Annotated in this window: 16 protein-coding genes; 12 read left to right on the forward strand and 4 right to left on the reverse strand. The window is 67.6% G+C overall.

The window, feature by feature from the left end; translation table 11 throughout:
• Positions 1-73: 73 nt before the first annotated feature.
• The 3 genes from GGD82_RS02940 (at position 74) to GGD82_RS02950 (ending at position 3,495) form a co-directional block, all read left to right on the forward strand.
• Entirely contained in the window at positions 74-1,114 is a 1,041-nt protein-coding gene (locus tag GGD82_RS02940; protein ID WP_150061095.1) for a glycosyltransferase, read from the forward strand.
• A 63-nt stretch (positions 1,115-1,177) separates the two neighbouring features.
• Positions 1,178-2,512, forward strand: coding sequence for a dihydroorotase (locus tag GGD82_RS02945; protein WP_150061094.1), 1,335 nt, complete (start codon positions 1,178-1,180; stop codon positions 2,510-2,512).
• A 281-nt stretch (positions 2,513-2,793) separates the two neighbouring features.
• Complete coding sequence (locus GGD82_RS02950; protein ID WP_150061093.1) at positions 2,794-3,495, forward strand: formyltransferase family protein; 702 nt, start codon at positions 2,794-2,796, stop codon at positions 3,493-3,495.
• Positions 3,496-3,617: 122 nt separating this feature from the next.
• Here the strand turns inward: GGD82_RS02950 and meaB are convergent, their stop codons facing one another.
• The 4 genes from meaB to GGD82_RS02970 all read right to left on the reverse strand — a co-directional run bounded on the left by meaB (position 3,618) and on the right by GGD82_RS02970 (position 9,671).
• The gene (gene meaB, locus GGD82_RS02955; protein WP_150061092.1) at positions 3,618-4,613 is read right to left on the reverse strand and encodes a methylmalonyl Co-A mutase-associated GTPase MeaB; all 996 of its coding nucleotides are present in this window, start codon (positions 4,611-4,613) and stop codon (positions 3,618-3,620) included.
• 93 nt (positions 4,614-4,706) lie between these two features.
• Positions 4,707-6,632 carry a glycogen debranching protein GlgX gene (gene glgX / locus GGD82_RS02960; protein ID WP_150061091.1) on the reverse strand — a complete coding sequence of 642 codons (1,926 nt, stop codon included), beginning with the start codon at positions 6,630-6,632 and terminating at the stop codon, positions 4,707-4,709.
• 4 nt (positions 6,633-6,636) lie between these two features.
• Positions 6,637-8,871 carry a 1,4-alpha-glucan branching protein GlgB gene (gene glgB / locus GGD82_RS02965; RefSeq protein WP_150061090.1) on the reverse strand — a complete coding sequence of 745 codons (2,235 nt, stop codon included), beginning with the start codon at positions 8,869-8,871 and terminating at the stop codon, positions 6,637-6,639.
• A gap of 437 nt (positions 8,872-9,308) precedes the next feature.
• Positions 9,309-9,671, reverse strand: a complete 363-nt coding sequence (locus tag GGD82_RS02970; protein ID WP_150061182.1) for a DUF2934 domain-containing protein — start codon at positions 9,669-9,671, stop codon at positions 9,309-9,311.
• A 534-nt stretch (positions 9,672-10,205) separates the two neighbouring features.
• On the opposite strand from GGD82_RS02970, the gene GGD82_RS02975 reads away from it, so the two are divergent.
• The 9 genes from GGD82_RS02975 to GGD82_RS03015 all read left to right on the forward strand — a co-directional run bounded on the left by GGD82_RS02975 (position 10,206) and on the right by GGD82_RS03015 (position 19,723).
• Positions 10,206-10,703 (forward strand): SUF system Fe-S cluster assembly regulator, encoded by a 498-nt coding sequence (locus GGD82_RS02975; protein WP_150061089.1) that lies wholly within the window; start codon positions 10,206-10,208, stop codon positions 10,701-10,703.
• A 100-nt stretch (positions 10,704-10,803) separates the two neighbouring features.
• On the forward strand, positions 10,804-12,258 hold the full coding sequence (gene sufB, locus GGD82_RS02980; protein WP_150061088.1) for a Fe-S cluster assembly protein SufB: 1,455 nt from the start codon (positions 10,804-10,806) through the stop codon (positions 12,256-12,258).
• Positions 12,259-12,341: 83 nt separating this feature from the next.
• Positions 12,342-13,112 carry a Fe-S cluster assembly ATPase SufC gene (gene sufC / locus GGD82_RS02985; protein ID WP_150061087.1) on the forward strand — a complete coding sequence of 257 codons (771 nt, stop codon included), beginning with the start codon at positions 12,342-12,344 and terminating at the stop codon, positions 13,110-13,112.
• A 34-nt stretch (positions 13,113-13,146) separates the two neighbouring features.
• The gene (gene sufD, locus GGD82_RS20945) at positions 13,147-14,487 is read left to right on the forward strand and encodes a Fe-S cluster assembly protein SufD (protein ID WP_150061086.1); all 1,341 of its coding nucleotides are present in this window, start codon (positions 13,147-13,149) and stop codon (positions 14,485-14,487) included.
• On the forward strand, positions 14,484-15,749 hold the full coding sequence (locus tag GGD82_RS02995; RefSeq protein ID WP_246163708.1) for an aminotransferase class V-fold PLP-dependent enzyme: 1,266 nt from the start codon (positions 14,484-14,486) through the stop codon (positions 15,747-15,749). Before sufD ends, GGD82_RS02995 begins: the two co-directional genes overlap by 4 nt.
• 64 nt (positions 15,750-15,813) lie before the next feature.
• A complete protein-coding gene (locus GGD82_RS03000) occupies positions 15,814-16,212 on the forward strand; it encodes a DUF59 domain-containing protein (protein ID WP_150061084.1) in 399 nt (132 codons plus the stop codon).
• 69 nt (positions 16,213-16,281) lie between these two features.
• The gene (locus GGD82_RS03005; RefSeq protein WP_150061083.1) at positions 16,282-16,656 is read left to right on the forward strand and encodes a HesB/IscA family protein; all 375 of its coding nucleotides are present in this window, start codon (positions 16,282-16,284) and stop codon (positions 16,654-16,656) included.
• Positions 16,657-16,771: 115 nt separating this feature from the next.
• Positions 16,772-18,199, forward strand: a complete 1,428-nt coding sequence (locus GGD82_RS03010; protein WP_150061082.1) for an amidase — start codon at positions 16,772-16,774, stop codon at positions 18,197-18,199.
• A gap of 273 nt (positions 18,200-18,472) precedes the next feature.
• A complete protein-coding gene (locus GGD82_RS03015) occupies positions 18,473-19,723 on the forward strand; it encodes an acetate/propionate family kinase (protein WP_150061081.1) in 1,251 nt (416 codons plus the stop codon).
• Positions 19,724-19,972: the final 249 nt, after the last annotated feature.

Genomic DNA, 19,972 nt, shown 5'->3' on the forward strand with positions numbered 1-19,972 from the left:
CCTGCGGCGTTGCGTCGCGTCCACGCGACCCGGTCCGTTCCAATCACCGTGTCTCGCCAAGGGAGCCCCGTTCATGGATCCGCGCGTGTTGCAGGCCATCACCGGTGACGCCTTCGGGGGTACCGAACGGTTCTTTGAACGGCTCATCGTTGCCCTGCATCGTGACGGTATTCAGCAGTTGGTCATGCTGCGCGACAGCGCGGATCGTGTAACCCAACTGCGCGAAGGCGGCCTTCATCCCGTTCCGATGAAATACGAGGGCCTGTCGTTTCTCGTTCGTCGCCGCATTCGGACCTACCTGCGCAACTTCCAGCCCGGGCTGGTGGTGGCCTGGACCGCCGACACGGTGCCGCATGTCACCGGCATGGGCGTTCCGGTGCTCGGCCGCTGGGGCGCGGACAGCCCACTGGATGACTACCGCCACTGCCAGCATCTGCTGGTCCACCGCGGGGTTGAGCGCGAAACCCTCCTGGACCGGGGGTGGCCGCCCGAGCGAATTCACCTGCTGCCGCCGCTGGTCGATCAGGCGCCGATGGAGCCGGTCTCCCGACGGACCCTATTCACCCCCGCGCAAGCGCCCCTGCTGTTCGCGGCCGGGCAGATGACCAAGCGACGCGATTTCGCCACGCTGTTGCACGTCGTGCACCGCCTGCCCGACGTCTATCTGTGGGTCGCCGGGGACGGGCCGGAGCGCGAGAACCTGGAGCACATCGCCTACGAACTCGGAATCAAGCCCCGGGTGCGGTTCCTGGGCTGGCGCGACAACCTCGGCGCCCTGTACGCCGCCAGCGATGTGGTCGTGTGCGGCGGACTGGACGGTGTGCCGGACCATGCCGCCGTGGAGGCCTGGGCGCATGGCAAGCCCGTGGTGGCCATTGGCCCCATCGACCCCCATTCGGCGATTCGCGAGAATGAAAACGCGCTGGTGTTGCCGCCGGACGATCCCGTCACCATCGTTCAGGGGCTGAAGTGGCTGCTGACCGAACCGGACGCGCTTGACATTCTGGTCAACAGCGGCCGGGAGACATTTGGCCAAGGCTACACGGCGCCGCAGGTGCTGGCGCAGTACCGGGGTCTGTTCGCGCATGTGGCCCAGGAGTCGGCGCGCGCCTAGCCCGCCGCTGATTCGCGACTCTCTCGCCTCTGTGCCTGTCCTGCTAACCGGGAGACCATCGCCGTGGAAACGACCCGCCCTTATGACTTGTTGCTGCGCGGCGCCGAGGTGGCCACGCCATCCGGCCTGGCGCAAACCACCGTGGCGGTGCGGGATGGGCGAATCGTGGCCCTGGGCGTGCCCGAGGGCGCCGACGCGGTCGAGACGCTCGACCTCAGCGGCCTGCACGTTTTGCCCGGGGTGATCGACACTCAGGTGCACTTCCGCGAACCGGGCCTGGAGCACAAGGAGGATCTGGAAAGCGGCACGCGCGGGGCCGTGCTGGGCGGCGTGACGGCCATCTTCGAAATGCCCAACACCACCCCGAACACCGACACGCCGGAGGCACTGGCCGACAAGCTGGCTCGCGCTCAGGGCCGCGCCTGGTGCGACCACGCCTTTTTCATTGGCGCCACCGACGCCAACGCCGAACAGCTGGGCACGTGGGAAGGGCTGCCCGGCTGCGCCGGCGTCAAGGTGTTCATGGGGGCGTCCACCGGCTCCCTTTTGGTTGAGGACGACACCGTGCTGGGGCGGGTGCTGGCCGGCGGCCGGCGCCGTGTCGCGGTCCATGCCGAGGATGAGGCCCGCCTGCGCGAGCGCAAGGCGATCGCGGCGGAACGCGCCACCCCGGCCGCCCATCCGGACTGGCGCGACGTCGAAACGGCGGTGCGAGCCACACAGCGGCTGCTTGCCCTGGCGTGCGAAACCCGTCGGCGGGTCCATGTGCTGCACATCACCACCGCCGAGGAAATGGAACTGCTGGCCGAGGCCAAGGACCTCGCCACGGTCGAGGTCACCCCACAACATCTGACCCTGACGGCACCCGACTGCTACGAGCGGCTCGGCAGCCTGGCGCAGATGAACCCGCCGATCCGTGAAGCGCGCCACCGGGAGGCGCTATGGCGCGCCGTGGCCGAAGGCGTCGTCGATGTCATCGGCTCCGACCACGCGCCGCATACGCGCGAGGAAAAAGCGCGCCCCTACCCGGCCAGCCCCTCCGGCATGCCCGGCGTTCAGACCCTGGTCCCCGTGATGCTGGACCACGTGAACGCGGGACGCCTGAGCCTGCAGCGGTTCATCGACCTTACCAATGCGGGGCCGGCGCGCATCTACAACATCGCCGGCAAGGGCCGGATCGCACGCGGCTATGACGCCGATTTCACGGTGGTCGACCTGAAGGCGCGGCGCACCATTGAGGACGCTTGGATGGCCAACAAAAGCGGCTGGACGCCCTATCACGGGCTGACGGTGACCGGCTGGCCGATGGCGACCATTGTCCGTGGCCGCGTCGTCATGCGCGAGGGGGAGCTGTCCGGCCCGCCCGCCGGCGCGCCCGTCCGATTTCAGGGCATATAGAGTATCCGTGTTGATCAGGCGGCTCTGGCATCCAGGATCGCCCTGCCTTGAGCAGGCCTTTGCCAGGACGACGCACTTTCGCATGATGGCGGCGATGGTGACCGTGGCGGGTTTTCCGGCATCGACGAGAGGCGTCGCCCTCGCGCCTTGACGCCCTGGCGGACGTGATGTGGTAGAATGCACGATGCTGCGCCCTATGGTCCCGACGGCTCGTGCGAAACGGCCGGGGACCATGCGATGCGCACACGGCGTAAAAGCAGGACACAGAGCACCACGGACACATGACGGACGCGATTATCCTACTGGTCCCGGCGGAGGAGCACGAGGCTGCGGTGGAGCCGTTGCGGCTGGCCGCGCCGAACCTGACGGTTGTCCCTGTCACGCACCGGTCTCAACTTGATGCAGCCGTGTCGCACTATCCGATGGCGCGCCTGTTGGCATTCTGCACCCCGGTGATCGTTCCGGCCGACATTCTGAGCCGGCTTCCCGGGCCCTCCTACAACCTGCACCCGGGGCCGCCAGAGTATCCGGGGCTGCATCCGGCTGTGTTTGCCCTCTACGACAACGCCACCGCGTTCGGGACGACCCTGCATGAAATGACACCCGACGTGGACGCCGGCCGTATCGTGGCCACCAATCGCGTCGATCTGCCGCCGGACATGGACCGCCTCGGGCTGGAAATCCTCAGCCGACGCATGGCCCATCACTTGCTGCGCAGCCTCGCCGAGGACCTCGTGGACGTCGCAACACCTCTGCCGCCGATGGAGATCACCTGGGCGCGCGCCGCCCGCCGTGCGGCGGATTTCGACGCGCTGTGCCGCCTGCCGCCTGACGTCGATGAGGCGGAGTTCCGGCGCCGCCTGCGCGCGGTCGGCGAGGGGCCGTACCATGCGCTGCGCGTGCCTCTGTTCGGTCGCTGGTTCCGCCTAGAGCCCGAACACCCCGACGCTCTGGTGGTCAAGGCGGGCGTCGCCGTCGGATAGCACCCAGCGGCCAAGAGTGGAGGTGCGAGGGAGAGCCTCACCGCGACCCCGGTTCGTGCGCATGATGTCGCCGGTTGTACTCCCGGTGTTGCCGATCGGACTCCCGGCGTTCCGGCCCTGCCCTACTCCGCGCGAACGCCGAATGTCTCCAGGATCTCCGTCGCCGCCAAGGTCACCGTCAGCGAACCATCGTCCACCCCGGTCAGCAGAGAGGGCAACCGGTTCTTGACCTGCGGGTGATCGCGCACGGCGTCGAGCAACCGGTCTTCCACCATCGACCACATCCAGTTGACGCGCTGACGACGGCGCTTCTCCTCGATCTCGCCGTTGGCGGACAGCGTCCCCCAGTGCTCTTCCACTTTGCTCCACAGATCCTCAAGGCCAGAGCCATTCAAGCCGGAGCAGGTGACGACCGGCACCGCCCAGTTCGGGCTTGGCGGCTGGAGGATGTGAACCGCGTTGCGGTATTGGTGCACGGCCTGCTGGGCAACGTGACCGCCCAGGCTGTCGGCCTTGTTGATGGCGATCATGTCGGCCAGTTCCAGCACACCCTTTTTGATGCCCTGCAACTCGTCGCCCGCCCCCGCGAGCATCAGCACGAGGAAGAAGTCTACCATGTCGGCGACGACGGTTTCGTTCTGACCCGCACCCACGGTCTCGACCAGGATGACGTCGAATCCGGCGGCCTCGCACACCACCATGGTCTCGCGCGTCGCCCGGTTAACGCCCCCCAACCGGCCGCTCGACGGCGACGGCCGGATGAAGGCGTTCGGATCGATGGACAGAGCTTCCATACGGGTCTTGTCACCCAGAATTGAGCCGCCGGTGCGCGTGGACGACGGATCGACCGCCAGCACGGCGACCTTGTGGCCGCGCGCCGTCAGCATGGTTCCCAGGGCCTCGATGAAGGTCGACTTGCCCACGCCGGGCACGCCCGTGATGCCAACGCGGTGGGCGCTGCCGCTGTGCGGCAGCAACTCAAGCAGCATGTCCTGCGCCATGTCTTGGTGGCGGCGCGCGCGGCTTTCCACCAGCGTGATGGCGCGGCCCAAGGCGGCGCGGTCGCCAGACCGCACGCCGGCGACATAATCCTCGACGGTTAGGGGGGCACGGGACATGGGATCTCTCTTGGATCGGACGAAAAATGGTGGGGGGAGTACTGAAACCCGGTTCGGCCCGGCGGTGCAAGTCCTGGAGGCGTCAACGGGTCCCTATGATGCGCGGCGGGGGGCCCGGAAAACCAAGGGCGGCGCGTCGACCGCGGCCTCCCCCAGCGCCATGCCGAGCACATCACGATCGTGCGCCCAGTCGAACCCCTCCAGGCGGGGGCGACCAGCGCCGTCCAGCCATGTGACGTCGCGCCGTCCGGTCGCGGGATCAAGGGCGCCGGTAAAGAATGCCGTCCGCCGCACGGCCGGCGTCGCCTTGCGCCAGGCAATGCGCTCCTTCACCACGGCCAGGAACGCATCATCCACCCGGGTCCAGTCGATCCAGGACAGGGCGTTGTCCTGGCAGTAGGCATTGTTGTTGCCGCCCTGCGTATGGCCCAGTTCGTCCCCCGCCAGCAGCATGGGCACGCCCAGGGCGCCCATCAGCGCGGTCATCAGGCCCGTGCGCCGGGCGTCACGCCCCGCGAGGATGGCCGGGTCGTCGGTTTCACCCTCGACGCCTTCGTTCCAGGATAAATTGCGTTCGGTGCCGTCGCGGTTGTTCTCCGCGTTGGCCTCGTTGTGTTTGTGGTCGTACGTGACCAGGTCCCGCAGCGTGAATCCGTCATGCGCGGTGACGAAGTTGATGCTGGCCTGTGGGGGACGGCGCGACGGCGCAAAGGTGTGGCTCGACCCGGACAACGCGGCGGCAAGCGCGCCCGCATCCCCCTGCCCCGCGAAGAAATGCCGGACGGCGTCGCGAAAGTGATCGTTCCACTCGGCCCACGGGGCGGGAAACGCACCGGTCTGATGCCCGGAGTCGCCCAGGTCCCAGGGCTCGGCGATCAGCTTGACCGCGCGCAGCGTCGGATCCTGACCGATGGCCGCCAGGAACGGCCCCGCCACGTCAAACGCGCCGTTGTGCCGCGCCGGCGTGGGGGCGAGATCGAACCGGAAACCGTCGACGCCCATTTCCGTCACCCAGTGGCGCAGGCTGTCCATCACCAGCCGCAGGCACAGAGGATCCTCCAGCCGCAGCGAGTTGCCGCAGCCGCTGTCGTTGACGTAGTGCCGCCCGCCCTCGCAGGTCCGGTAGAAGGTCCGGTTGCCGAGCCCACGCAGGCTCAGCGTCTGACCCTGCTCGTCGCTTTCCGCCGTGTGGTTGTAGACGACGTCCAGAATGACCTCGATCCCGACGTCATGCAGGGCGGCGACCATGGTGCGCATGTCGTCCGGCGTGCCATAGCGCGGATCGGGCGCCAGAAAGGCATAGGGATTGTAGCCCCAGTAGTTCGACAACCCTAAAGGCGGCAGATGTCGCTCGTCCGAGAACGCGAACACCGGTAGCAATTCTAGGGCCGTGATGCCCAGGTCCACCAAGTGGTTGAGGATCGCGGGATGGGCCACCCCCCGGAAGGTGCCCCGGTCTTCGGGCGGAATGTCCGGGTGCAGCATGGTCAGGCCCTTCACATGGGCCTCGTACAGGATGGTGTCCGCCCACGCCGTTCCGGGACCAGGAGAGGGCGGCTTGGCCGCCCGGCGCACCACGGCCTTCGGCATGAACGGCGCGCTATCACGGGTGTCGAGCGTCAGGTCTTGGCCGGGGGCGCCACGCACGAACCCAAACGTGGCGTCGTCGGCGGACACCCGGCCGACGACCTCGCGCGCCCAGGGGTCGACGAGCAGCTTGTGTGGATTGAAGCGGTGACCCCGCGCCGGATCATAGGGGCCGTGCACCCGCAGCCCGTAGAGTTGGCCGTCTCTCAGGCCGGCCACATGACCATGCCAGATGCCGCGCGGATCGCGCTCCGGCAGGGCGATCCGTTGCATCTCCGGCCCGTCCGCCGTATCGAACAGGCAGATCTCGACCCGTGTCGCATCGGGCGCGGCAACCGCGAACCCGACCCCGGCGCGATCCACAGTCGCGCCCAGCGGGTCCGGCCGCCCCGCTGAGACGGCCCCGATCCGGGCGCGACGCGACCGCGCCATGCGATCAGGACTCCCCGACCGGCTTCAGAACCACGGTCGCCAAGGGGGGCAGGTTCAGCAAAAGGCTCTGGGCATGCCCATGCGCCTCCTGCGGCAGCGCCACCACGCGGCCGTTGGTCACCCCGGATCCGCCGAACGCCGCATCGTCGGTGTTCAGGATCTCCTCGTACCAGCCGGCGCGGGGCGCGCCGATCCGGTAGTCCTCGCGCACGATCGGCGTCAGGTTGCACACCACCACCACGAACGGCGCGTCCGGCTCCGCGCTTTCACGGCGCATATAGGCGATGACGCTGTTCTGATAGTCGGTGCAGTCGATCCACGAGAACCCATCGCTTTCGCAGTCGTTCGCGTGCAGGGCCGGGGTGTCGCGGTACAGCGCGTTGAGCGCCGCGACCATGTCCTGCATCTGCTTGTGATAGTCGATGTCCAGCAGGTGCCAGTCCAGACTGCTCTGGTAGTTCCACTCGCGGCCCTGGGCGAACTCGGTGCCCATGAAGATCAGCTTCTTGCCCGGATGGGTCCACATATAGGCCAGATAGGCCCGCATGTTCGCGAACTGCTGCCAGCAATCCCCCGGCATGCGCCCCAGGATCGAGCGCTTGCCGTGCACCACCTCGTCGTGGGACAGCGGCAGCATGAAGTTCTCGTTGAAGGCGTAGATCAGGCTGAACGTCAGTTCGTTGTGATGGTACTGGCGGTGAATCGGGTCCTCGCCGATATAGCTCAGGGTGTCGTTCATCCACCCCATGTTCCATTTGTACCCGAAGCCGAGCCCGCCCAAGTACGTCGGCCGCGAGACCATCGGCCACGCCGTGCTTTCCTCGGCCAGCGTGATGGCCCCCGGAAACTGGCCGTACACCAGTTCGTTCATGCGACGGATAAAGTCGATGGCTTCCAGATTCTCACGTCCGCCGAACTTGTTCGGAATCCAGTCGTCGGCCTCGCGGCTGTAGTCCAGGTACAGCATCGACGCCACGGCGTCGACGCGCAGCCCGTCGATGTGGAACTTGTCGAGCCAGAACAGCGCGTTGGCTAACAGAAAATTGCGCACCTCCGTGCGGCCGTAGTTGTAGATCAGCGTGCCCCAGTCCATGTGCCGGCCCTGGCGCGGATCGGCGTGCTCGTAAAGATGGGTGCCGTCGAACCAGACAAGGCCGTGCGCGTCCTCCGGGAAGTGGCCGGCGACCCAATCCACGATGATCCCAATGCCTTCCTCGTGGCAGCGGTTGACGAAATAACGGAAATCGTCGGGCGTGCCGAACCGGCTGGTGGGCGCGAACAGACCGATCGGCTGATACCCCCACGAACCGTCGAACGGGTGTTCGTTGACCGGCAACAGCTCGATATGGGTGAAGCCCATGCGCCGCACATAGGCGGGCAGCTCCGCCGCCAATTCGCGGTAGGTCATGGGCCGCGACGCCCCGGTTTCGGCATCGGTCACATGCTTCCACGATCCGATGTGCACCTCGTAGACCGAGATCGGCGCCGACCGGTCGACCGTCTTCGCGCGGCGGTCCATCCAGGCGTCATCGCTCCACGGGTACTCGGCCAGATCCCACACCACGGAGGCCGTGGCCGGCGGAACCTCGGCATAGAATGCATACGGGTCCGCCTTCAGCGGCATCAGGTTCCCGTCGGCGCCGAGAATTTCGTACTTGTAGCGGGTGCCCGACGGCACTTCCGGCAGAAAGATTTCCCACACACCGCAGTTGGGGTGCTTACGCATGGTGTGCTGGCGACCATCCCAGCCGTTGAAGTCACCGACCACGCTGACGCGCCGGGCGTTCGGCGCCCAGACGGTGAACGCCACGCCGCGCACGCCCGCCAGCGTGGCCATGTGGGCGCCCATCTTTTCGTACAGCTTCAGATGGGTGCCTTCGCCGATGAAGTAGGTATCCAATTCCCCAAGAACGGGGGGAAAGCTGTACGGGTCCCACAGGTCGATCGGCCCGTCGGGTCCGGTCACGCGCAGTTTGTAGGGAACCGCGTCCTGCGCCTCCGGGAAGTCCGCGACGAACAGACCCGCCTCGTGGGTCTTGGTCGCCTCGCCCAGGACCGAGCCGTTCTCGGGATCGATCAGCGTGACGGCCGTGGCCCACGGCAACAGGGCGCGGACGCATCGTCCCTTCGCATCCGTACCGTCGGCGCTGCCGGCGTGCGGACCGAGGAACGCGAACGGATCACCGTGGCGTGCCTCCACAATGGCCCGAACGGAATCGGCGATGGGGCTGGTCAACATCGGAGCACACTCTCCTGGATTGTCTTGCGGAAATCGGCCGGGGACGGACCCGGAAGCGGTCCGGATCGAAGGACCAAGGGACGGCCGTCCCCGTCCGGAGTGGTGACGGCGGACGGCGCGAACGGCAAAAGAACCGCGGCGGCGCGGCGTATCAGCGGACCGTTTCCCGATCCCCTGGGTGGGGATGGAGCCACTTCCGCGCGCCCGACGGCTCCGCGGTTCCGGCCCGGCGCAAGCGTTCGCATCTTGGGGACACACGACGCATGCCCCACACCCCGTTGAGGGTGGGGGGCGGGAGCGCATCCGTCAAGTGACGGTCCCACTTCGGCGCCACCAAATGACCGTGGCACACGCAAGGGGCAAGGGCCGCTGGTCCCGGTCCACCGATCGGACCCCGGAACTCCTGAAATGAGGGACGGCCCGTCGGGACGGCCGTCTCAGGCGTCGTCGGTTTTCTTGCGGCGGGGGCTGGCCCGTTTCGGTTTCGGCGTGTCGCCGGTGTCGGCCGTGGCGGCCTTCGCGGTCCGTTTGCGTGGGGTCTTGGCCGGGGCTTCCTCGCCATCGGCGGGCACGGCGGCCTTCTTGCGGGTGGTGGTGCGCTTCGGCTTGGCCGGCGCCGCCACGGGCGCGGCGGCGTCCGCAGCGGGTTCGGCGACCGTCGCGCCGTCACCATTCACCTCGGCCGTCACTTCCGCGTGTGCGCGCTGCCAGTGTTCCGCGTCGCGGCCGTCCGGCTTGCCTTCCTCAAGCCAGATCAGGTACGCGCGGTGCCGGATCCGTTCCTCAACATCGTGCTGCATGGCCATGCCTCGTGTCTCATCATGGGGTGCGTTACGTCTCGTGATCCTGCGTCGGCCGGGTCAAAGACGGGGTATACGGAGGGCGGGACGGACATGGACCCCACCGGATCGGGGAGTCCCGGCACGCGGTGCCACGGCCGACGGACGCGCCACACGCCGGGGGCGACCGGACGCCATCGCTGGCATCATCCCTGCGAGTCTTATCCCGTTCCCGTACGTGCAATGCAACGCCTTAGTGGCGAGTGGACTTGTCGGGATTTGTCGCGTGCGTAGGTATGGCTCTTCGGACACACCCGGGACGCACGCCCGGCGGCGCACCTGCCGCGCGATTAAAGGCCTCACCGCAACCGCGATCCAAGAGGCAATCCAGGAGATGGGGGCCTTGAATTCCCCGGCGGCGTTGATTATAGAAATGGGACTGATTTGGTCCCGATTTGCGGCGCGTCCGTCGCGCCCTTGTCGGTCCGCCCAGGCCGACGGCCACGGCGGGCCGATGGATCCGACGCCGACCGCGCACCACATCAAGGGGAACAGATGTTCCGGATCAACAAGTTGACGGATTATGCCGTCGTCCTGCTGGTGGACATGGCCCGCACACAGAGGGTTCGGGCCGCCCACGACATTGCGGCCGAAACCGGGGTGCCCGTACCCACCGTCGCGAAGGTCATGAAGGCGCTGGTCCGTGGGGGCTTGGTACGATCGACGCGCGGCGCCAGCGGCGGGTACGTCCTCGCCCGCCCGGCGGATCGGATCGTGATGGCCGACATGATTGAGGCCCTGGAGGGGCCCATCGCCATGACGGCCTGCGTGGACCACGCGGACGACGGTTGCGAGCGGGAAGGGTTTTGCCCCATGGCCGGGCATTGGAATCGAGTCAATCACGCGGTGCGTCGGGCGCTGGTCGGCATTACGCTGGCCGATGTGGCCGGCAGTTGCCACCCGCCCGTCTGGGCCAACCGCGCCAGTCAGGGCAGCGGAACCAGCACCGGCCCACGAGACTCCGGCGGCGCCGTCTATCTGGCGTCGGAATAACCGGCCGACACGCGTAACGAAAAGGCTCCGCGACCGCGGACGGCCGGGCCCGACCCGCCGCACCGGGACGCACCAGGGCAGCATAGTGGAGTATACGGACATGGCGGCCACCCAGGACACGATCGACCGGATCGCGGAGGCCTCTGGCACGTACAAGTACGGCTTTGTGACGGATATCGAATCCGACAAGGCGCCAAAGGGTCTGAGCGAGGACATCGTCCGCTTCATCTCGGCCAAGAAGAACGAGCCGGAGTGGATGCTGGACTGGCGTCTGAAGGCCTACCGCCACTGGCTGACGATGAAAGAACCGGATTGGGCGAAGGTGGGCTATCCGGCCATCGACTACCAGGACGCCTACTACTACGCCGCGCCCAAGAGCCGCGATGACGCGCCCAAGAGCCTGGACGAGGTCGATCCGGAGTTGCTGCGCACCTACGAGAAGCTCGGCATCCCCTTGAAGGAACAGGAAATGCTGGCCGGCGTCGCGGTGGACGCCGTGTTCGACAGCGTCTCCGTGGCGACCACGTACAAGAAGAAGCTGGAGGAGATGGGCGTCATCTTCTGCTCCATCTCCGAGGCGACCCAGCGGTTCCCGGAGCTGGTTCAGAAGTACATCGGCTCGGTCGTGCCCTACTCCGACAACTTCTTCGCCACGCTGAACTCGGCGGTGTTCACCGACGGTTCGTTCGTCTACGTGCCGAAGGGTCTGCGCTGCCCGATGGAGCTGTCGACGTATTTCCGCATCAACGAGCAGAACACCGGCCAGTTCGAGCGCACGCTCATCATCGCCGACGAGGGCGCCTACGTCAGCTATCTGGAGGGCTGCACCGCCCCCCAGCGCGACGACAACCAGTTGCACGCCGCCGTGGTCGAGCTGATCGCGATGGACGATGCCGAGATCAAGTATTCCACGGTGCAGAACTGGTACCCGGGCGACGAGACCGGCAAGGGCGGCATCTACAACTTCGTCACCAAGCGTGCCGCCTGCCGGGGCCGTAATTCCAAGGTGATGTGGACGCAGGTCGAAACGGGCTCGGCGGTCACCTGGAAGTACCCCTCGTGCATCCTCCAGGGCGACAATTCGGTGGGCGAGTTCTATTCCGTCGCCATCACCAACAACGCCCAGCAGGCCGACACCGGCACCAAGATGATCCACATCGGCAAGAAAACGCGGTCCCGCATCATCTCCAAGGGCATCTCGGCCGGGCGCGCCGATCAGACCTACCGGGGCCTCGTGCGCATGATGCCGAAAGCGGAAGGCGCGCGGAACTACACGCAGTGCGACAGCCTGCTGATCGGCGACACCTGCGGGGCGCACACGGTGCCCTACATCGAAAGCCGCAACCCGTCGGCCCAGGTGGAGCACGAGGCGACCACCAGTCGCATCAGCGACGACCAGCTGTTCTACTGCCTCCAGCGGGGAATCCCCGAGGAGGACGCGGTGGCGCTGATCGTCAACGGCTTCTGCAAGGAGGTCCTGCAGACGCTGCCCATGGAATTCGCGGTCGAGGCGCAAAAGCTGGTCGGCATCAGTCTGGAGGGCAGCGTGGGCTGATCGATCGCCCGCCGCACCCTGCCGCCCCCCGCACGCGCACGACACTCCCGCACGACGCACCGTACGACAAGGACACACCGGACATGGCCCTGCTCGACATCAAGGATCTTCACGCCACCGTGGACGACGGCGACGCCGGCCCCAAGCCGATCCTCAAGGGGATCAGCCTGACCATCAACCCGGGCGAGGTGCACGCCGTCATGGGCCCGAACGGCGCCGGCAAGAGCACGCTGTCGAACGTGATTTCCGGGCGGCCCGGCTACACCGTCACTGGCGGGTCGGTCACCTACGACGGTGTCGATCTGCTGGAGATGGAGGCGGACGCGCGCGCCCGCGCCGGCCTGTTCCTGGCGTTCCAGTACCCGGTGGAGATCCCGGGCGTCGCCACCGGCACGTTCCTGAAAACGGCCATCAACGCCCGCCGCAAGGCCAACGGCGAGCCGGAGATCGAGGCCCTGGACTTCCTCAAGCTGATGAAGGCCAACGCGAAGAAGCTGGGCGTCGCCGACGATATGCTGAAGCGGCCGGTCAACGTGGGCTTCTCCGGCGGCGAGAAGAAGCGCGCCGAGGTGCTCCAGATGGCCATGCTGGAGCCACGCCTCTGCCTGCTCGACGAGACGGACTCCGGCCTCGATATCGACGCGCTCAAGGTCGTGGCGGACGGCGTCAACGCGCTGCGGGCGCCGGACCGGGGCATGCTGGTCATCACGCATTACCAGCGGCTGCTCGACTACATCGTGCCCGACGTCGTGCACGTCCTGGCCGACGGCCGCATCGTCAAGAGCGGCGACAAGTCTCTGGCGCTGGAGCTGGAATCGAAGGGCTACGCCGAATTCACGGGGGCTGCGGCCTGACCCTGCGCGACGCGAGACGGAGAGTGACCCGAGCATGACCGACCCTGTCGAAACAATTCCCCTGGTGCCGGAAACCCTGGCCGCCGGCGCGAACGACGAGCCCGCATGGCTGTCGGACCTGCGCCGCGCCGGGCTGTCGATCTACACCGAGCGCGGCCTGCCCACGGTGAAGGTGGAGGCGTGGAAGTACACCAGCCTCGCCGGACTGAAGAAGATCCCGTACGTCCTGGATGACGGCGGCGTGCCCGCGCCCGCCGACGCGGACATCGCCGGGGACGTGCTGCCGCTTCCGCCGGAGGACACGTACCGGGTGACGCTCGTGAACGGGCGTCCGACCGACCTGCCGACGGACCTGCCGGCCGGCGTGCGCATGGCCCGTCTGGCGGACCTGCTGGAGGCCGAGCCGGCGCTGGTGAAACCCTACCTCGGCCGCATCGCCGACCTCTCCGACGCGCCCATGGGCGCGCTCAACGGGGCCCTGATGCGCGACGGGGTCGTGATCCTGGTGGACGCCGGGATCGTGCTGGACAAGCCCATTCATCTGGTCAGTATCGCCCAGGCGCCGAACGGCCAGGCGCGCCACGGACACCCCCGTCACCTGATCGTGCTGGGCGACGGCGCGGCGGCCACGATCGTGGAAAGCCGCGTGACCGGGCCGGAGTCGGCCGAAACGCTGTGCAACGCGGTGACGGAAATCGCCGTCGGCGCGGACGCACATCTACGCCACCTGCGGCTGGTCAATCGTGCCGAGACGGCCGTGGATCTGGACCTGACGGAAACCACCCTGGCCGACCGCGCGACCTACGACGCCTTCACGCTCACCCTCGGCGGGCGGCTGGTGCGCAATGAGGGCCGCGTCCGCCTGCGGGGCGCGAACGCCTGGGCTGGCCTGCGTGGGGCCTACGGCGCGCGCGACGCCCAGCATTTCGACACCACCCTGCTGGTCGATCACGTCGTGCCGGATGCCCGCTCCGATCAGGTGTTCAAGGGGGTCGTCGACGCCGGCGGCAAGGCGGTGTTCCAGGGCAAGGTGATCGTACGCAAGGACGCCCAGCGCACCGACGGCAACCAGCTTCACAAGGCGCTGCTGCTGTCGCGCGACGCCGACGCCTACACCAAGCCCGAGCTTGAGATTTACGCCGACGACGTCAAATGCAGCCACGGCGCCACGGTCGGGGAACTGGACGAGAATCAGCTCTTCTACCTGATGGCGCGCGGCATCCCGGAAGCCGACGCCCGCGCCCTTCTGGTCGAGGCGTTCCTGGACGATGTCGTGGAGGCGATCCCCGAGGGTCCTTTGCGCGACGCCTTCCTGGCCAGCGTCCGGGCGTGGCAGACCCGTCGGCACGCCAGCACATGGGAGATCGGAGCATGACCGCGGCCATCATTCGAAACGCGGGCCCCACCCAGGCGACGGCTCCGTTCGACGTGGAGGCCGTGCGCGCGGATTTCCCGATCCTGGCCCAGACTGTCCACGGCAAGCCGGTGGTCTATCTGGACACGGGCGCCTCGGCTCAGAAGCCCCGGGCGGTGCTGGACGCGATGGAGCGGCTTCAGACCGGCTCCTACGCCAACGTGCACCGAGGCGCCTATGCGTTTTCGGCGGAAAGCACGCGACTGTACGAAGCCGCGCGCGAAACCGTGCGCGGGTTCATCAACGCCGCCAGCGATCACGAGGTTGTGTTCACCGCCAACGCCACCGACGGCATCAACATGGTGGCCCAGACGTGGGGCCGCGCCAACCTGGGGTCGGACGACGCCATCGTGATCACCGAGTTGGAGCACCACGCCAACATCGTGCCGTGGCAGCTGCTGCGTGATGCCGTGGGCTGTGAGATTCGCGTGGTCCCCATCACGGCCGACGGCGCCCTGGACATGGCCGCCTTCGACCGGCTGTTGGACTCGCGCGTGAAGCTGGTGGCGGTCGCCCACTGCTCCAACGTGCTCGGCACCATCCAGCCGGTGGCGGAGATAACGGCACGGGCGCATGCCGTAGGTGCGCGGATCCTGATCGACGGCAGTCAGGCGGTCGTGCATGGCCCGGTGGACGTCCAGGCCATCGACTGTGATTTCTACGCCTTCACCGGTCACAAGCTGTACGGGCCCACCGGGATCGGCGTGCTCTACGGCCGGTTGGAGGTGCTGGAGACCATGCCGCCGTGGAAGGGCGGCGGCGACATGATCGAGTCCGTCACTTTCGAGAAAACCACCTACGCGGAGCCGCCCGCCCGCTTCGAGGCCGGAACGCCCGCCATCGTGGAGGCCATTGGATTGGCGGCCGCCATCGACTACATGCAAAGCCTTGGCATGGAGGCGATCGCGGCGCACGAGGCTGACCTGCTGCGCTACGCCATGCAGCGCCTGGCCTCGGTCGAGGGCCTGACGATCCATGGCACCGCCGCCCCAAAGGCGGCCGTCGTGTCGTTCAGCATAGACGGCATCCATCCGCAGGATCTGTCCATGCTGCTGGATCGCTATGGCCTGTGTTTGCGCGCCGGGCATCACTGCGCCCAGCCGCTGATGGCCAAGCTGGGTGTCACCGGCACCACGCGCGCCTCCTTCGGCCTGTATAATACGCGCGCGGACGTTGACGCCCTTGTGGGCGCCTTGGAACGGGCCCGCGAAATCCTGTTGTGACCGCACGGGTCCGTTTGCGATCACCGCTGGACCGACCTTTGTTTTATCAAGGGAAATTGATGCCATGATGCCGCCCTACGCCATGCCCGCCTCCACCGAGCCGCCGCCGGAGGAGGGTTTTTTCGCCACCGCCGGGAGCCCGTTGGCCGACACCGCAGCGGTCGCCAACGAGGATACCGTGGTGGAAGCGCTCCGGTCCGTCTACGACCCGGAGATCCCGGTGAACATCTATGACTTGGGCCTGATCTACGAGATTGAGCCGAACGGTATCGGCAACTGGGACATCGTCATGACGCTGACCGCGCCGGCCTGTCCGGTGGCGGGCGAACTACCGGGCCAGGTTGCCGAGGCCGTGGCCGCCGATCCGGGTGTGGGCGTCGTCAAGGTCACGCTGACCTGGGACCCGCCGTGGACCCCGGCCAACATGTCCGAGGTGGCGAAGGTTCAACTGGATATGTACTGAGCCGAGCGTCGGCCCGTCCTCATCCCGTCAGTCCCCCCCTTCCGCGTTTCGTTTTTTGGAGGCGTCGCCATGACCACCGCCACCGTCGAGCCGGCCTCGGGCCGGGCGGCCCCGCCGCCGCCGATCTCGCTCACCGATGCCGCCGCCGCGCGCGTGCACACCCTGATCGACCGCGCCGGCAAGCCGGTGCTGGGCATCCGCATCGGTGTGAAGAAGGCCGGATGCTCGGGCCTGCAATATCAGGTCGACTATGTCGAGGAAGCGGGTCCGTTCGAGGACGTTGTGGAATCGAAAGGCGTGCGCGTCTACATCGACCCAATGGCCGTCATGTACCTGCTCGGCTCTGAGATGGATTACGAGGAAACGAAGATGCACAGCGGCTTTGTGTTCCGGAATCCGAACGAGAAGAGCCGGTGCGGCTGTGGTGAGAGCTTCTCGGTTTGACGCGGACACGGTTGCGGCCGAGGGGCATACGTGCCATCGACCAAGGAAGATGACGGACCGGTATGATTTGCGCCAATATGTGCGCAAACATACGATCTGTCCGGACATTGCCGCCATGACTTTGGACCTCATCCGCCGCCCGGCCCGTGACGTTGTGCGCTGTCTTCGCCGGGGCGAAGTCTCTCCCCTGGAGTTGATCGACGCCGCGCTGGACCGCCACACCGCCGTGGACGGCACCGTCAACGCCGTGCCAACCCTATGCGCTGATCGCGCCCGCACGGCGGCGGCGCGCCTGATGGATGATCCCGCCGGGTTGGACGTGACCGCGCCCGGGTGGCTGGCCGGCCTGCCGGTGTTCATCAAGGATCTCACGGACGTCGCCGGGGTGCGCTCCACCCACGGTTCGCCGATCTTCGCCCAGCACCGGCCCGACCGCTCCGATCTCGTCGTCGAGACGCTGGAGCGGCGCGGTGCCGTTGTGCTCGGCAAGACCAACACGCCCGAGTTCGGCGCGGGCGCCAACACCTTCAATCCGGTGTTCGGCGCCACCCTCAATCCCCATGACACCCGCCTGACCTGCGGCGGCTCGTCCGGCGGCGCGGCGGTTGCCCTGGCCACCGGCATGGCATGGCTCGCCACCGGGTCGGACCTGGGCGGGTCCTTGCGCGTTCCCGCGGCCTTCTGCGGTGTGGTGGGCCTGCGGCCCAGCCCCGGGCGGGTGGCGCGCGGCCCGGTGCCGGACCCATGGTGCCCCATGACCGTGGAAGGCCCGATGGCCCGGGACGTCGCCGATTGCGCCCTGCTGCTGGACGCGCAATGCGGCGCCACGGCCGCGGATCCGTTTGCGTTGGAGGCGCCGGCCCACCCCTTCCTCGCCGCCGCCGAGCGGCCGCAGGCCCCGCTCCGCGTCGGCTGGAGCCCGGACCTGGGGCTTTGGCCGGTCGATCCGGAGATCGCGGCGATCTGTGAACGCGCCGTCCGCCGGTTCGAGACCGCGGGCACGACCGTGGACGCTGCGTGCCCGGATTTCACCGGCGCCGATACCGTTTTTCACGTGCTGCGGGCCGCGTCGTTCGTGGCCAATCTGGGACCATTGCTGGACCAGCACCGCGACCGGATGAAGTCCGACGTCGTGTGGAACATCGCCAAGGGCATGGCCCAAACGACCGCCGATGTTGCCGACGCATGGCGGGCCCGCGCCGCTCTGACGGCCCGCGTGGCGGCGTTCTTCGAAACCTTTGATCTGCTCGCCTGCCCCACCACCGTCGTGCCCCCGTTCCCGGTCACCCAAAGGTACGTCGAATCGGCCAACGGGCAACGGTTCGACAACTACCTCGACTGGCTGGGGATCACCTACACCCTGACCCTGACCGGATGCCCCGTGCTGTCGATCCCCTGCGGCACGACCACCGCGGGGTTGCCGGTCGGCCTGCAACTGATGGCCCGGCCGCGCGGGGAGGCCGCGCTGCTGTCGTACGCCGCGCTTCTGGAGGGGCTCCTCGGCCACTGCCTCGCCCCCATCGAGCCGCGGATCGGCATTTAACCGGCCAAGCACGGACCGATCCGATCCCCCCCCCGTCCAAAAAATGCTTGGTCTGTTTCGATCCGTTGGCGTGTGATTCCGCGCCGCGTGAGGTCAATTTTTTACGACAACCCGTCAAGCCTGTCGGATTGCCGGAAGGGACGGTCGTTTCCTACTCTTCTCCCACGCTAAGCACAGGGGTTACGCGGACCACGCCTTCATGCGCGGGTCCCGGCGCGGCCGGGCACAATCTGGCCCCGCGCCTCTCCCCTCGCCCGTTTCAGGGAGAGTGACATGATCCTGACCATCAACTGCGGCAGTTCGAGCCTGAAGTACCAGCTCTACAGCGACGACCTGGGGACGGTCGCCGCCAAGGGCATCGTCAGCCGTATCGGCGAGCCCCGCCCGACCCTCGACCACACCGCCGGGGCGCGCTCCGTCCACTGCGAGGTGGCCGCCGCCGATCATGGCGCCGCCCTGGAGGTGCTGATCGACGCCCTTATGGACGCCGAGGTCGGCGCCATCGACGACATCCACGCCATCCGCGCCGTGGGGCACCGGGCAGTGCACGGCGGCGACACGTTCGTGGACTCCGTCGCCGTGACCGACGCGGTCCTGGAGCAGTTGGACGCCTGCACACCGCTGGCGCCGCTGCACAATCCGATCAACCTGATCGGCATCCGCGAGGCGCGCCGCCGCCTGCCCGACGTGCCGCACGTCGTGGTGTTCGATACCGCGTTCCACCAGACCATGCCGGCGCACGCGCACGTCTACGCGCTGCCCTACGAGCTGTACGACGAGCATAAGATCCGCCGCTACGGGTTCCACGGCACGTCCTGCCGCTACGTCAGCCAGCGCGCCGCAGACCTGCTCGACCGTCCGGCTGACGACCTGCGCATGGTCATCTGCCACCTGGGCAATGGAGTCACCATCGACGCCGTCGCCGGGGGCCGCTCCGTCGACACCAGCATCGGCTTCGCGACGTTCTCGGGCGTGCCGATGGGCACCCGATCCGGCGACTTCGACCCCGGTTTGATCTTCTATCTGCACAACACACTGGGCCTGAGCCTGACCGAGATCGAACGGATGTGCTACCGGACCGGCGGCCTGCTGGGCGTGTCCGGCGTCAGCAACGACATGCGCGAGGTCGTGGAGCAGGCCGTAACCGGTAACGCACGCTGCGTTCTCGCCCTCGACATGTTCACCTACGCGATCAAGAAGTACATCGGCAGCTACGCCGCCGCCATGGGCGGTCTGGACGCGCTCGTGTTCACCGCCGGTATCGGCGAGAACAGCGCCCACATCCGTGCGCGTGTGTGCGCCGGACTGCGCTTCCTCGGCATCGCGCTGAACGAGGCGACCAACGACGCCACGCGCGGCGTCGCGGTCGACATCAGCGCCCCCAGTGCCTCGGTTGCGACCCTGGTCGTGCCCACCGACGAGGAACGCATGATCGCCGAGGATACCCGGCGGATCGCCATGGCAGGCGACGCCGCGCTGGCGACCGGGCGCCGCGCCGCCTCCGAGATGGAGCCGGCCGAGTAGGGTTCACGATCCTCCCTCCCCTGCGCCCGACATTGGCCGGCGCGGGGTCCCTCCGCCCCATGACCCCTGCACCCGGGTCATGGGGTCTTTTTTGCGCGGCGCTGTGAACAGGCGCAGACGTTCCGTGGACCGGCACCGCGCCGCGGGTTTGATCCCTCGCGCGATCCCTCCCCTCGCTCCGCTCGGTCGCGATACCCTTGTCCTTTGTTTTATATAGAGGAAACATCATGCCGACCGCCCCGAGAGGGG

The organism is Roseospira marina (assembly GCF_014197855.1).
Classification (GTDB): domain Bacteria; phylum Pseudomonadota; class Alphaproteobacteria; order Rhodospirillales; family Rhodospirillaceae; genus Rhodospira; species Rhodospira marina.